We start from the raw sequence: 12,609 nt of genomic DNA, 5'->3' as shown, positions 1-12,609 counted from the left end.
TATATCACTACAACCACGAGCGCCCGAATATGGGCAATGGCGGTTTTACGCCAATGCAGAAACTAAACCACGCAGCTTAATTCTATTTGATAAGTGTCTTATGGTTGGGATGATTACCACAGTATGCAGCGATTTTTTCTCTATCCAGAGGACGTAAGCTATAAACTTTAAGCGTACTAGGAGGTTTTTTATCCTTACTAGTAGACCCTTCTTGACAATCACTGCCCTTTAGTGGCAAAACCTCATCCATTAATTCTTGATCAGTCTTTGCTCTCCAGCTATAAGGTCGACTAGAAATATATATGTGTGCTCTAAGTTGACCTCTCTTAATCGCTTTGGCAAAATACCGTATTGCTCTTTCGAATGCTCTTGGACTGGTAAGTAAGGCTTCATCTACAGAGTCTAGAAAAAACCATGCTTCTTCATCTGAATCTAACCAACTATCGAACGCCTCCTCATCGCCAACTTCAAAGCTTTCATAAAAATGACGATCAATATCTTCAATTCTAATAAAAAATGCATACTCCCCTTTACTCTTCATCAAAGAAGCTCTTTCCCTGAACTCAATCGTTTTTCCTGCGCCTGCTTCAGCGAGTACAACACAACGATACTCACTTAAAATTAAATCCCATGATTCAGACTGTCCAGTATTAAATTTGAGGTAATTTTCAATATCTTGCAAATCATCTTTATCTTTAGAAACAGCTGAAAACTGTCTATCCACTTCAATATAATTCAACATATAAGTTCCAAATTTTTTATAAGGAAGTACCCTTCATTAGCCTGACCATGATGTATAGATAAAACCATATACGTTCTATCTATTTTTTATCAAGAGCTACAAAACCATCAAATTCTGACACATTCATCAGAGTGAAAAATTAGTAGGTTTTTATCCTATAATGCAATCTTACACTATATACTATGCTAGAAATATATACGTACCACCGCTAGGAAACACCATGATTGTCCGGCAAACCCCAAACGCTCTCAAGATACTTTTTACCCTGCACGGCTCTGTCATTCCAAAAATTTATCCGCAAATTTTGCTGATCGCGCTTCTCAGCACACTTATAACAATTATTCAGCACTGGCTTCCTGACTCTTTTCCTTATTATGGTATGGCTCCTTTTACCTTGCTAGGAATCGCGTTGTCGCTATTTCTTGGTTTTCGCAACAATGCCAGTTATCAACGCTGGTGGGAAGCTCGAGGACTTTGGGGTCAGTTGGTATATGATGCGCGTAGCTTAACCCGTCAAGTGCTTTCTTTTATAGATGCTGATACCGAAAATGGGCGCGAGACTGGGCGAACGATGGTTTACCTGACCATTGCTTTTGCGCATGCTGTGCGCCATCGCCTGCGCGGATCGTCACCTTGGCATGATGTCGAGCCTTTTGTCGCATCAAAACACCATGATAGTATGCGCCAAGCGCGCAATCTACCTGATTACATCATGCGCCTCATGGGTAAGCAGCTCGGCGACATTCGGCGTCAAGGGCTGGTATCAGAACAAGTCATACAGAATATGGACGAGCGCCTGACGTCTATGACCATTGTATTGGCGGCCTGCGAGCGCATTCATAATACACCGCTGCCGTTTGCTTATATGCTGCTGGTCCATCGCACGACCTATCTGTATTGCATCATGTTGCCTTTTGGCTTGGTGGCCTCGCTCGGTTGGGTGACCCCACTGATTTGTGCCGTGATCGCTTATACCTTTTTTGGTTTGGATGCCCTCAGTGAAGAGCTAGAAGAGCCTTTCGGCTTAGCCGCCAACAAACTACCCCTGACTGCATTGTCGCGTACTATCGAGATCAATCTGCGAGAAGCACTAGAAGAGGCAGATATTCCGCCTGAGATCACTCCTATCAATGGTTATTTACCATAGCCTCTTAGCTGAACGCCTATAAATCATAAAGCAATCAATGCTAAATGAGACAGTGCCCCATAAACATATTGACTTAATTTATGAGATATTTTTTATATACTCTACCGTCGGGTAGCTAAATAATATAGGCAATAGTAGAGCGTTTATGAATAAAAAATGCATTTGAAAATAGTGCTTTCTCTCGCCATTATCGTGGTACTTGACCAGCTTAATAGAAGGTAAAATCTTGCCTATTTACGCTTGCAAGACAACCTTTATTCATGGTTTTTTGCGCATCACTTGCTAATGATGACTGAATTCGTCTACCATAGGGCCGATTGCTTAAGTACGAGCAGTTTAAACTTATGTAAACTTTATATTTATTTCTGAAAAATAAACCTTGTCGGGGTGCTTTGATTTTTGATGCTTTAACTACAATTCAAAATCATGGCTGAGAGTTACCCGCGAACCTGATGCAGTTAGCACTGACGTAGGAAACAAGCGTGACATTTTATAGCACACCTCTTAAGCATACATTGCTAAGCAAGCCTTGCCAGTTTATTCACATAATTTGGTAAGGTTTTTTTGTGCCTGCTTACTTATCACCTCCTACTCTTTGCTTACTCGCGCATTTTATAACAGTAAGTGAATACTATGAACTACCAAACGTTACGCCACCATTGCCCCACATGGGCTGACTACATCCAACATGATTTTGTCAAACAGCTAACGGCAGGTACGCTCGCCCCTGACAGCTTTCGTCACTACCTTGTGCAAGACTATTTATATCTTATTCACTATACCCGTGTGATGGCGTTGAGCGTGTATAAGAGTGATACGCTGGCACAAATGCGAGTCGGTCAAGCAGGCATCAACGCCATGCTCGATATGGAAATTGGCATGTATCTCGATTTATGTCATGAGTGGGACATCCCACTTAAAGAAGTAGAAAGCGCTCCTGAATCTGCTGTGACCATTGCCTATAGCCGCTACCTATTAGACGCTGCGATGTCAGGCTCATTGGCTGAGCTTTATGCGGCGATTGCTCCTTGTTTGATGGGTTATGGCGAAATTGGCAAACGCATTAAAGAACAAGGTTTTGTCGCGGACAATCCTTACCAGCCATGGATTGATGTCTTTGCCAGTGACGAATTTCAAGCGATTACCGCGCAGAATGAAGCGCAGATCAACACGCTACTAGTACAGGCTAGCCCTGCTCAGGCAGACAAATTCCAACAGTTATTTAATACTGCTTCACGTATGGAAGTAAATTTTTGGCAACAAGCGCTTGATCTGTCCTAACCCCTATGCCAGGTGCTAGCTTTATAGAAAATTTAACGTCACGTACTATTCAATATAATTGATTTAATTTAAAAGAGTGATAAAGCAACCGAGTGCAGATGAACGCTGTCACTCTTTTATAGTGGATTAACGATACAACAAAAAATACTCAAGGAGAGACACCATGGCAGCATTCGATGAACACGCAAGCGCGTATGACAGCTGGTTTTTTGACAACCAAAACTTACTGACCAGTGAGCTAAAACTGGTCGCTCATTTCTTAGATAAGGACAGTGAGATATTGTCTATCGGCTGCGGTAGTGGACTGTTTGAGTCACTATTGGCACAGGATTATGATATCCATGTCAAGCACGGCATTGAGCCTTCAAAAGACATGGCTGAAATCGCTAAAAAGCGCGGCTTACAAGTGGATATTAGTCCTGCCGAGACTTGCGAAATTGAGCCAAATAAGTTTGATATCATCATGTTTAACGGCAGTGTCAGCTACATCAACGATTTGGATATCTGTATTAAAAAGGCATTTGATGCCTTAAAAACGGGCGGAAAATTGATTGTTATCGATGTGCCAAAAGAAAGCGGTTTTGCGAGCTTATATAATTTGGCCAGCTCATTAAATACTTGGGAGCATCCGCTGCTTGCGCACATCTCTCCTGCTGACCCCTATCCTATTGAGCTGGTTAAATCAGCAAATTGGCGCACCTCTGATGAAAAAATCGCGCTGATGCAAGCCAATGGTTTCGTCGATTTTGAGTATGCACAAACCTTACTCACCCATCCTATGTATGCCAATGACAAAGTACAAGAAGTCATCGAAGGCTACGACCGTGGGGATTATGTCGCTGTTTGTGCTTATAAAAAATGAGCTGCTGTGTGTACTAGCATTTGATTAGCATGGATGACTGAGCAAAAGTTATGACAGATCACAGTGATCCATAGCATACTGTCATTGCCATTTTAGCACTTGAATTATAAGTCGAGTGCCACTATAAATGGTGAATAAAGCTCTTATGCTAATAGCTAACATTTAATAAAGCGAGGCGCACATCATGACTGACGATCCAAAAGACAGCACCAATCAAAACAACAATCAGGCACCAACAAATGAAAAATCAGTAAAAATGACCAACCTAACGCCCAATCAAGGTGTGATCACAGGCAAAAGAACGGATATTCAAAATCCTGAGCTTTGGGACTTTCCAATGAACTATCCACTTAGCATCATTGGTCATGAAGGCGAGCGTGAGAACTTACTCAACGAAGTGAAGCTTATCTTGGGCAGTCAGTTCCCTGATTTTGATTTGGCCTCGATAGAAGTGAAACCGTCTAAAACCGGTCGCTTCCATTCAGCACGGGTCAATCTATATCTTACAGCAGCCGATCAGGTCAATGTGCTGTATGCCTCACTCGACGCTGCCAAAACAGTTCGTTTGGTCGTATAAGCAGATAATTGTCGTTTAAAAAAAGCCAGCCGCTTTTCCGTCGAAATCGTCACTCGCTATTAATCACATACGGGTGGCGATTTTTTGTGGTTTGCTGTACAATCTGCGCCCTCATTATTATTGTTCTATGTCCCCTTATTGGTGGGTCATTTACTCGCGAATGAAAAGCAAATGATCATACGATTTTTACAAAAAACTTATTATTTGAGTCAATCGCGTCTAACCCTTACCCCATCGTCCTTTGCTAAAATCTGGACACAGCACAACCTCACAGCAACATAGTTTGATCCTAAAATCAATATAGTATTTTCAAAATTTTCCCGCTATATTGTGCCTACCTACTAATAAACACGCTATATGTAGTACTCAGTGAATTTAATTGTCACTATGAGTAGCGGTAGATTTTTGCCTAAAAAAACACCTATCGCGGCGCAAGCATCGTAGCATTATAAAGAACGTCTGCCGTTTACTGACTGTGCAGCATCACTATAAGCAACATTATAAATAATTACCAAGTTATCAACTTAAGAGGGCAACATGACACACATCGACAAAATCAAAGTGACCAAACGTGACGGACGATTAGAGCTTATTGATTTGGATAAAATTCATAAGGTAATCGAGTGGGCAGCTCACAATTTGGATAATGTGTCTGTGTCGCAAGTTGAGCTAAAGTCGCACATTCAGTTTTATGAAGGTATCAAGACTCGCGATATTCACGAGACCATCATCAAATCAGCAGCAGATCTTATCTCTGAAGATACGCCTGATTATCAGTATTTGGCTGCGCGTTTGGCGATTTTCCATCTGCGTAAAATTGCTTACAATAAATTCACCCCGCCGCACCTTTATGATCATGTCAAAAAACTGACCGACGCTGGTAAATATGATCAGCATATCCTAGCTGATTATAGTCGTGCTGAGTTTGATGAATTAGAAGCATATCTTGATCACTGGCGCGATATGAACCTTGCTTATGCCGCCGTTGAGCAAATGGCAGGTAAATACCTCGTCCAAGACCGCGTTAATAAGACCGTCTTTGAAAGCCCGCAGTTCTTATACATGCTGGTTGGTATGTGTTTGTTTAGCCGTTATGACAAGTCAGATCGTTTGGACTACGTAAAGCGTTTTTACGATGCGACCTCGCAATTCAAAATCTCACTACCAACACCTATCATGGCAGGCGTGCGTACCCCATCGCGTCAGTTTAGCTCATGCGTATTGATTGAATGTGGTGACAGCCTAGACTCTATCAACGCCACCACTAGCGCCATCGTACGCTATGTGTCACAGCGCGCTGGTATCGGCATCAACGCAGGTCGCATCCGCGCCCTTGGTAGCCCTATCCGTGGCGGCGAAGCACAGCATACCGGTTGCATCCCATTCTATAAACTGTTCCAAACGGCGGTTAAATGCTGTTCACAAGGTGGCGTCCGTGGCGGTGCTGCGACATTGTTCTACCCACTATGGCATTTAGAAGTTGAGTCATTACTGGTACTCAAAAACAACCGCGGTGTCGAAGACAACCGTGTGCGTCATATGGATTATGGTGTACAGCTAAATAAAACGATGTACACTCGCCTAATCAAAGGTCAAGACATCTCGCTATTCTCACCCGGTGACACCCCTGGCTTGTATGATGCGTTCTTTGAAGATCAAGACAAGTTCGAAGAGTTATACACCAAGTACGAGAATGACCCAAGCATTCGTAGCCGTCAAATCCCAGCCGCTGATTTGTTTAGCTTGATGATGCAAGAGCGTGCCAGTACCGGTCGTATCTATATCCAAAACGTCGATCATTGCAACACTCATAGCCCATTTGACCCAACTGTTGCGCCGATTCGCCAGTCAAACCTATGTATGGAAATCGCCCTACCGACCAAGCCACTTGATAACATCAATGACGAAGCAGGCGAAATCGCGCTTTGTACACTATCAGCGGTCAACTTAGGTAAAGTCGACAACGTCAGCGATATCGAAGAGCCAGCCGAGCTAATCGTCCGTGCGCTTGATGCCCTGCTCGACTATCAAGACTATCCAGTAAAAGCGGCTCAAAACGGCAGCATGCGTCGTCGTACGCTCGGTGTGGGCGTGATTAACTATGCTTATTACTTAGCTAAAAATGGCGTGCGATATTCAGATGACAGCGCGCTTGGTCTAACGCATCAAACGTTTGAAGCATTGCAATTCTATCTCTTGAAAGCGTCAAACAAATTGGCAAAAGAGCAAGGCGCGTGCCCTGCGTTCAATGAGACCACCTACTCACAAGGTATCCTGCCGATTGATACCTATAAAAAAGACTTAGATAAAATCTGCCAAGAGCCGCTACATCTCGATTGGGAAACGCTACGTGGCGAGATCACTGAGCACGGTCTGCGCAACTCTACCCTAACCGCCTTGATGCCGTCTGAGACCTCTAGTCAGATCGCCAACGCGACCAACGGTATCGAGCCACCACGTGGTCTGGTCTCTATCAAAGCGTCAAAAGATGGCATCTTAAAGCAAGTCGTGCCTGAGATTGATAAGCTAAAAAATCAGTATGAGCTACTATGGCAAATGCCAAACAATGACGGTTACCTAAGGCTGGTCGCTGTCATGCAGAAATTCGTCGATCAAAGTATCTCTGCCAATACCAACTACGATCCCGTTCGTTATGAAGGCGGCCGTGTACCAATGAAGATATTGCTTAAAGATCTGCTAAACGCGTATAAGCTTGGCGTGAAGACGTTGTATTATCATAACACTCGTGATGGTGCGAACGATGCCCAAGCGGATATGGAAGATGATTGTGCTGGTGGGGCATGTAAGATCTAGGTTTAGATTTTGATGGATGGCGGGTTTGGCTTTTAGGTTAAATCCGCTGTTTGCTATTTTCTAATCGATTATGCTAATGAAGTTCGTTAAAAGCTATTTGCAAAACTACTATTAGTAGTCTTCGTGTCATATTGAATAATAACGGAGGGTTCTTAATGTCATCGATAGATAATTACCAGCGAAATATCCAGCGTAAAAGAAAAGAGTTGCAGAATTTAATGCAACTTAAGAATAGAGAGCAATTAAAAACAAATGCTCTAAATAGTAAAATCAACTCCACATCTCTAGCTTTGTCTAAAACGAAAATTGTCAGTACGGCAAAATCTAAAATTCGCGATATAGATAGATTTAGGAGTCAAATTTTATTTATAGATAAAAAAATTGTAGATTACGAAAAGAAAATAAGTAGTAAAAACAAGCAAATTTTTGATGAAGAAAAAAAGCTAGTTAGAGCACAAGAAAATGAAAGTAAGAGTAAGCAAAAAGAACAGTTGTCAAACCTAAATGAGATAAAAACAACACTTTTTGAACACGAGGGAGTACATGAAAAAATGACTGCTAGTATAAAAACACTTCAAAACCTCCCAGAAAAAATCAATGTTCTATTCCTAGCTTCAAATCCTATAGATGTTCAGCAATTAAGACTTGATGAAGAGGCACGCTCAATCAAAGAAATGATTCGTAAAACAAAATTTCGCGACTCAGTCTTATTTGAAAGTAGATGGGCAGTACAACCAATGGATGTTCTACAAGCTATTAATGAGCTTAATCCAACAGTAGTACACTTTAGTGGTCACGGTTCAAATTCAGATGAAATCGTATTTCAAGATGCTGAAGGCAAGGCTAAACTAATTAGTAAAGAAGCTATAGTACAGACTATGATGGCTTCATCAAATACTATTAGATTAGTATTTTTTAATACATGTTACTCTCACAATCAGGCAAGATCAGTAGTTGAGCATGTAGAAGCTGCCATTGGAATGAATACCACTATAGGTGATAACGCTGCTCGAATTTTTTCCTCTCAGTTTTATTCTGCTATAGGCTTTGGGATTTCATTAGGAAAAGCTTTTGAACAAGCTAAGGCACTACTAATGATGGAAGGAATAAAAGAAGAGAATACTCCAGAACTTTTTATCAAGAAAGGCTTAGATGCATATGAATTGATAATTGTTAAGCCAACTGAATTACTATAATCGAAACATAGATAGTTGTAGGGTGCGCCCAGCGCACCGGTGATATAGTTTAAAGGTGCGCGAGGCGCACCCTACAAATTACGCCCAAACGGAAGAGTCGTTAAGGACAAAGAAAGACGCCCTAGCAAGGCTTTTTAGCCCTGAGCGAGGAAATCACGAAGCACTGCTTCGTCCGAGCGCAAGAGAATTTGCATTTTCGCAAATTCTGTAGCAACTATCCTGCTGACGGCAAAGCAGATACAAGCGGTAGGCGGGATTGGCTACTGTTATAATTAAAACATACAGACAGAACTAAAACGATGGAGGTCATGTGCAATATACCGCAATCATCAAAGACGGTGGTTTGTTTATCCCAAATGTATTTTCAGACCTAAACGATGGTGGCTCGCATATCGTACAAGTGGAAGTCGACATCGCAGACGTCCGTGAGCAATTAGGCGAAGGCACAGCAGCAAAACCAGAAGCATTAAAGAAAGTCGCTACAAAAGTATTGAAAAAACCAGTAAAGAGAGCGACTAAAAAAGACGTACAGAAAGAAATGCAGCAACTATCAGATGATGATGGCTTGAGTGCGCTGCGTAAGAGTGCGATCGATGAATTGGAGGGTTTGGACGATAGTGAGCTGAGTGAGATATTTAAAGCGTATATGAATGATGGACAGACGTCAGAACAGATATCTTTAGAGAACTTGTAATATAATCCCATCCAATCAAACCAAATCTAGTCAAAACCCTATAACTTAATAACCATATCAATGATAAAGGCAGTCCCATGACTTATTCGATTTTTTCCCAAACGCCAAACAATGCGCTAACAGAGCCGATGTTTTTTGGTAATCCGGTCAACGTGGCGCGTTACGACCAACAAAAGCACCCTATCTTTGAGCAATTGATCGAAAAGCAGTTGTCGTTCTTTTGGCGTCCAGAAGAAGTCGATGTATCACGTGATCGTATGGATTATGGCAATCTGTCGTCACACGAACAGCATATCTTTATCAGTAACCTAAAGTATCAAACGCTACTCGATTCTATCCAAGGTCGTAGCCCAAACGTCGTGCTACTGCCACTGGTATCGATTCCTGAGCTTGAGACATGGATTGAGACGTGGACGTTTTCTGAGACCATTCACTCGCGCAGCTATACCCATATCATTCGTAATATTATCAATGACCCTGCTATCGTCTTTGATGACATCATGCAAAACGATCATATCCTAGAGCGCGCGGCGGACATCGCCAAGTACTACGATGACTTGTATTATAACTCATCGCTATACAACCTATACGGTGCAGGCACGCACACGATCAATGGCAAGCAAATTACCGTCGATTTAAAATCGCTGAAAAAGCAGCTTTACTTGTGCTTGATGGCAGTCAACGTCTTAGAAGCCATTCGCTTTTATGTGTCATTCGCTTGCTCGTTTGCCTTTGCCGAGCGTAAGCTGATGGAAGGTAATGCCAAGATTATTAAATTGATTGCTCGTGATGAGGCGCTACATTTAACGGGCACGCAGCATATTTTGAATCTCATGCGCATCGGTCGTGATGATCCTGAGATGGTCGACATTGCCAAAGAGTGCTACGAAGAAAGCATCGAGATATTCCGTAAAGCGGCTGAGCAAGAAAAAGAATGGGCAGGCTATCTGTTCAAAGACGGCTCAATGATTGGTCTCAATAAAGATATTCTGTGCCAATATATCGAATACATCACCAATTTACGTATGGAAGCGGTTGGCTTACCAGTCGCATTCCCGAATTCTAAATCAAACCCAATCCCGTGGATTAACACATGGTTGTCATCTGACAACGTACAAGTTGCCCCACAAGAGACGGAAATCAGCTCATACTTGGTGGGTCAGATTGATTCAGACTTATCAGACAGTGATTTTGATGACTTTGAGCTTTAGAGCTTATGTGTTCATTTAAAAAATAGTTTTTGAAAGAGTATATAGTCGTTTCAATATAATTTGGATACAAGGAAGGCGAGCGAAAGTGCTACAAATAGTAGACTAAGCGAGCCTGACACCGTATCTGGCTTATATAGGATTGACTATAGTTTAGAAAGTGCAGAATGATAGGGAAACAAACAGGATAAAACTATGACTTGGGTAATGACGAGTAAGAAACAATTTTACTTGCATGATGACGAAAGCTTGCTTGATGGATTGCTACGCACCGGACATGATATCAATTATCAATGTAAGGAAGGCTATTGTGGCAGTTGCCGAATAAAGCGTATCGCCAGCTCACACGTCATTGACTATCCGTTTGCGCCCCTTGCCATGATTGATGAAGACGAGATACTGCCCTGCTGTTGCCGTGTACAGGGTGTAATTTATATCAATCACGAGCCTACTATAGAGTAATATCAACCAAAATAGTGCTAAAAAATTCGAAACAAAAAGCGCGTTATCTTGAAGATAACGTGCTTTTTTACTGTCTATAAATCGTTCAAGCCATTTTGATTAAGCTTATTTTGATTAAGCTTTATGTGATGAAGAATGACCTTATAAGGGCGCGCCATCTCTTTCAAACAGCTGCAACAGCTCTTCACGCATACGGTCGCGCTCGGCTTCTGACATCATCGGCACGTCTTGTCTCTCACCTTGTAGATTTGGATCTTCTATACCACCAACATTTTCATCAAGAATCACGACTGGACGTTCCATCGGCTCTTGCGCTGGACGCTCTTCTAACAGTATTTTGACTTGGGCATTTTTGCCACGACGTAATATTTGCGCATTCAGCGTGGTATTCGGTGCTTTACGAGCGACATACTGAATCAAGGTATTGGCATCTGTCATCTCGACGCCGTCAATCGTCAAAATAATATCGCCTATACGCAGACCACTCTTAGCAGCAGGACTCTTAGGAACGACATTAAGCACTTCTACCCCAGTTGAGGTTTCAAGCTGCGTTGGGTCACGTAACTGTGACTGTATCTCAATCCCCAACCAACCACGGCTCACCTTACCATCTTTGATAATGGCATTCATCACTTGCTCAACGATAGCGGTAGGAATAGCAAAACCGATACCCATAGAGCCGCCAGAGCGTGAGTAAATGGCCGTATTAATACCAATTAATTCGCCATAAGCATCAACGAGTGCGCCGCCCGAATTACCTGGGTTAATCGCTGCATCGGTCTGGATAAAGTCTTCAAACTTGTTGACCCCAAGCCCAGTACGTCCTGTTGCTGAGATAATTCCTTGCGTTACCGTTTGCCCGACACCGAACGGATTACCAATCGCTAATGCGACATCGCCAACTCGGATAGGTTCTTTACGGAAACCAAGTGGTGCTAAACCGGTCATATCTACTTTAATCACTGCCAAATCACTGTCTGGATCTGTGCCAACGATTCTAGCGCGGCTCTTACGACCATCATTAAAGGCGACCGTAATTTCATCGGCTTTTTCGATCACATGAGCATTGGTAACGATATAGCCATCTTCTGAGACAATCACCCCAGAGCCTAAATTGGTATTGCCCTGCTCTTCTGACGGTGCACCATGGAACTCAAAAAAGCGGCGCAACACAGGATCATTCATATAAGGATGCTCTGCCATCGTTTGCGTGGTGTAGATATTCACGACTGATCGTGAGGCGCGAGCAACCGCATTATGATAAGAAGAAATCGCTGCGGGTGTATCAGAAACAGGTGCTGACGCTTGCTGCTCAGCAGGCGTGGTTCTGGGCGGCTCCCATGCCTGCTCCGATGCCGTCTTCATACTCGCAAACAACCAAATAAATGCGGCAATCACGACTAGCAATAAAACCCAAGGTAACCATTTTAATACAGACGCCTTGCTGCTGGTGTTCCGAGATGACGACATATAAAACCTCTATAAATTTGATACAAACAGACGAAGATGAATAAGGTGAGAAGCATGGTATATATTAGGACGCATTGAGCAGCATTTATCAAACGTTTACAGCCCACTAGATGGTTATTTTTTTGCACTATCTATACGGCAAGCTTACATGTATAA

At 42.5% G+C, this 12,609-nt stretch carries 11 protein-coding genes; 9 read left to right on the top strand and 2 right to left on the bottom strand.

Translation table 11 applies throughout. The features are described 5' to 3' along the window. Positions 1–82: 82 nt before the first annotated feature. The gene (locus ACP7AE_RS12390; RefSeq protein ID WP_426243396.1) at positions 83–742 is read right to left on the bottom strand and encodes a hypothetical protein; all 660 of its coding nucleotides are present in this window, start codon (positions 740–742) and stop codon (positions 83–85) included. A gap of 220 nt (positions 743–962) precedes the next feature. Here ACP7AE_RS12390 and ACP7AE_RS12385 point away from each other — a divergent pair, with 220 nt between their 5' ends. The 9 genes from ACP7AE_RS12385 to yfaE all read left to right on the top strand — a co-directional run bounded on the left by ACP7AE_RS12385 (position 963) and on the right by yfaE (position 10,983). Beyond that, entirely contained in the window at positions 963–1,889 is a 927-nt protein-coding gene (locus tag ACP7AE_RS12385) for a bestrophin family protein (RefSeq protein ID WP_201614446.1), read from the top strand. Between the two features lie 633 nt (positions 1,890–2,522). Then, complete coding sequence (tenA, locus tag ACP7AE_RS12380; protein ID WP_426243395.1) at positions 2,523–3,170, top strand: thiaminase II; 648 nt, start codon at positions 2,523–2,525, stop codon at positions 3,168–3,170. A gap of 163 nt (positions 3,171–3,333) precedes the next feature. Further along, the gene (locus ACP7AE_RS12375) at positions 3,334–4,032 is read left to right on the top strand and encodes a class I SAM-dependent DNA methyltransferase (RefSeq protein WP_426243393.1); all 699 of its coding nucleotides are present in this window, start codon (positions 3,334–3,336) and stop codon (positions 4,030–4,032) included. A gap of 256 nt (positions 4,033–4,288) precedes the next feature. Next, the gene (locus tag ACP7AE_RS12370) at positions 4,289–4,609 is read left to right on the top strand and encodes a YbeD family protein (RefSeq protein ID WP_045446256.1); all 321 of its coding nucleotides are present in this window, start codon (positions 4,289–4,291) and stop codon (positions 4,607–4,609) included. Positions 4,610–5,146: 537 nt separating this feature from the next. After that, on the top strand, positions 5,147–7,423 hold the full coding sequence (gene nrdA, locus ACP7AE_RS12365) for a class 1a ribonucleoside-diphosphate reductase subunit alpha (protein ID WP_426243391.1): 2,277 nt from the start codon (positions 5,147–5,149) through the stop codon (positions 7,421–7,423). A gap of 155 nt (positions 7,424–7,578) precedes the next feature. Then, entirely contained in the window at positions 7,579–8,619 is a 1,041-nt protein-coding gene (locus ACP7AE_RS12360) for a hypothetical protein (RefSeq protein WP_426243389.1), read from the top strand. A 310-nt stretch (positions 8,620–8,929) separates the two neighbouring features. Then, positions 8,930–9,313, top strand: coding sequence for a hypothetical protein (locus ACP7AE_RS12355; RefSeq protein ID WP_426243387.1), 384 nt, complete (start codon positions 8,930–8,932; stop codon positions 9,311–9,313). 77 nt (positions 9,314–9,390) lie between these two features. Beyond that, positions 9,391–10,524: a class Ia ribonucleoside-diphosphate reductase subunit beta gene (gene nrdB, locus ACP7AE_RS12350; RefSeq protein WP_045446160.1), complete on the top strand. Its 1,134-nt coding sequence runs from the start codon at positions 9,391–9,393 to the stop codon at positions 10,522–10,524. A gap of 192 nt (positions 10,525–10,716) precedes the next feature. Then, positions 10,717–10,983: a class I ribonucleotide reductase maintenance protein YfaE gene (yfaE, locus tag ACP7AE_RS12345; RefSeq protein WP_045446158.1), complete on the top strand. Its 267-nt coding sequence runs from the start codon at positions 10,717–10,719 to the stop codon at positions 10,981–10,983. A gap of 141 nt (positions 10,984–11,124) precedes the next feature. On the opposite strand, the gene ACP7AE_RS12340 is transcribed toward yfaE, so the two are convergent. After that, positions 11,125–12,453, bottom strand: a complete 1,329-nt coding sequence (locus tag ACP7AE_RS12340) for a trypsin-like peptidase domain-containing protein (RefSeq protein WP_426243385.1) — start codon at positions 12,451–12,453, stop codon at positions 11,125–11,127. Positions 12,454–12,609: the final 156 nt, after the last annotated feature.

The sequence above is a fragment of the Psychrobacter sp. TWP2-1-2 genome (genome assembly GCF_049896785.1).
Classification (GTDB): Bacteria; Pseudomonadota; Gammaproteobacteria; order Pseudomonadales; family Moraxellaceae; genus Psychrobacter.
Note: the sequence above shows the minus strand (reverse complement) of the source record. Positions and strands in the feature narration are given on the sequence as shown.

Bases quoted from the DNA above. Each gene is read 5' to 3' on its own strand.
- ACP7AE_RS12390 (WP_426243396.1), bottom strand. From the start codon at position 742: ATGTTGAATTATATTGAAGTGGATAGACAGTTTTCAGCTGTTTCTAAA.
- ACP7AE_RS12385 (WP_201614446.1), top strand. From the start codon at position 963: ATGATTGTCCGGCAAACCCCAAACGCTCTCAAGATACTTTTTACCCTG.
- tenA (WP_426243395.1), top strand. From the start codon at position 2,523: ATGAACTACCAAACGTTACGCCACCATTGCCCCACATGGGCTGACTAC.
- ACP7AE_RS12375 (WP_426243393.1), top strand. From the start codon at position 3,334: ATGGCAGCATTCGATGAACACGCAAGCGCGTATGACAGCTGGTTTTTT.
- ACP7AE_RS12370 (WP_045446256.1), top strand. From the start codon at position 4,289: ATGACCAACCTAACGCCCAATCAAGGTGTGATCACAGGCAAAAGAACG.
- nrdA (WP_426243391.1), top strand. From the start codon at position 5,147: ATGACACACATCGACAAAATCAAAGTGACCAAACGTGACGGACGATTA.
- ACP7AE_RS12360 (WP_426243389.1), top strand. From the start codon at position 7,579: ATGTCATCGATAGATAATTACCAGCGAAATATCCAGCGTAAAAGAAAA.
- nrdB (WP_045446160.1), top strand. From the start codon at position 9,391: ATGACTTATTCGATTTTTTCCCAAACGCCAAACAATGCGCTAACAGAG.
- yfaE (WP_045446158.1), top strand. From the start codon at position 10,717: ATGACTTGGGTAATGACGAGTAAGAAACAATTTTACTTGCATGATGAC.
- ACP7AE_RS12340 (WP_426243385.1), bottom strand. From the start codon at position 12,453: ATGTCGTCATCTCGGAACACCAGCAGCAAGGCGTCTGTATTAAAATGG.